Genomic DNA, 1,464 nt, shown 5'->3' on the forward strand with positions numbered 1-1,464 from the left:
GGGGGGTGTCCCTATGGGTTTCGTCAAGCGGGGACGGGGCTGGTCGGGCGTGGCTGGTAAGGGATCTTGTCGCGGAGCATGGCGAACAGGACGTCGCAGCGGCGCCGGGCGAGGCAGATGAGGGCGGCGTTGTGGCGTTTGCCTTCGGCGCGTTTGCGGTCGTAGTAGGCCCGGCTGACGGGGTCAGCCAGGGACGCGAACGCGGCGAGGAAGAACGCTCGTTTGAGGTTCTTGTTGCCGCCGCGGGGTGGGTGCTCGCCGCGGATGCTGCTGCCGGATCGTCGGGTGACCGGGGCGAGGCCGGCGTAGGCGGCCAGGTGGCCGGGGGTGGCGAAGGCGGTGCCGTCGCCGACTTCGAGCAGGATCCGGGCGGCGGTCCTGACGCCGATGCCGGGCATCGAGGTCAGGACCGGGGCAAGAGGGTGCGCATCAAGCATCCTCTCGACATGGTCGGCGACCTGGTCGCGTTGCCGAAGAGTCTCGCGGAGGCTATCTGCGAGACGGGGCAGGATCGTCTCCGCAGCCTGGGTGCCGGGGACGGTGACGGTCTGCTCGTCCAGCGCGGCCATGATCTGCTCGACAAGTCGGTTCCCCATGCGGGGCGCGTGGACGGCGGCGATCGAGAGCAGTTTGCGGCGGCCGGCCTTGCGCAGACCAGCCGGTCCGCCGCAGCGTGACAGCAACTCCAACACGGCCCTGTGCTGCACTTTCGGACCGAGGACCCGTTCCAGAGCAGGGTGGATCTGGGTGAGTAGTCCCCGGATGCGGTTGGACACGCGGGTGGCTTCGCCGGCGAGGTCGTCGTCGAAACCGACCAGGACTTCCAGCTCGGTCAGGGCCTCGTCGCCGGTGTCGACCCGCCGCAACGTGTGCGGCAAGGTGCGGGCCGCGTCAGCGATGACGTAAGCGTCACGGGCGTCGGTCTTCGCCGAACCGGGGTGCAGGTCAGCGATCCGGCGCATCGCTAGTCCAGGCAGGTAGGCCACCTGATGCCCGCACGCCCGGGCCACCGCGACCGGCAGGGCGCCTATCGAGGCGGGCTGGTCGACCACCACCAGCACCCGACCGTGACGGGCCAGCTTGTCGAACAGTTGCCGCAGCCGGGCCTCAGTGTTCGGCAACGGCGCGTCATGCAGCCGCTTGCCGTCCGGGGCCAACCCGACCGCATGGTGATCGCCCTTACCGACGTCCAAACCGAGGTAGACGCCATATTCGTCGTGCACTACACCCGCCTCCACGCATCGTTCCGTGGCCCCGGCCGCTGGTCCAGGCGTCGGACTGCCGGCAGCCACGTTACGAAGAGACCTACCCCAACACGGGTGGCCGTGTCCCTATCAGCGGTCCACCGACGCCACCCGACCCGGCGACAACACCCCCCGGATCATCCAAACGACAGGGGCAGGAAGTCATACCGGGCCGGGCGACCGAGGGTCCCCGGCTGGGGACGATCAAGAAGGTAACGGG

General features: G+C 69.3%; 1 protein-coding gene. It reads right to left on the minus strand.

Annotated features, from left to right (window positions below):
- Positions 1-23 precede the first annotated feature (23 nt).
- The gene (locus AB0G13_RS34685; RefSeq protein ID WP_357883927.1) at positions 24-1,223 is read right to left on the minus strand and encodes an IS110 family transposase; all 1,200 of its coding nucleotides are present in this window, start codon (positions 1,221-1,223) and stop codon (positions 24-26) included.
- Positions 1,224-1,464: the final 241 nt, after the last annotated feature.

Origin of the sequence: Micromonospora sp. NPDC023633, from assembly GCF_040640035.1 — a bacterium.
Lineage (GTDB): Bacteria > Actinomycetota > Actinomycetes > Mycobacteriales > Micromonosporaceae > Micromonospora.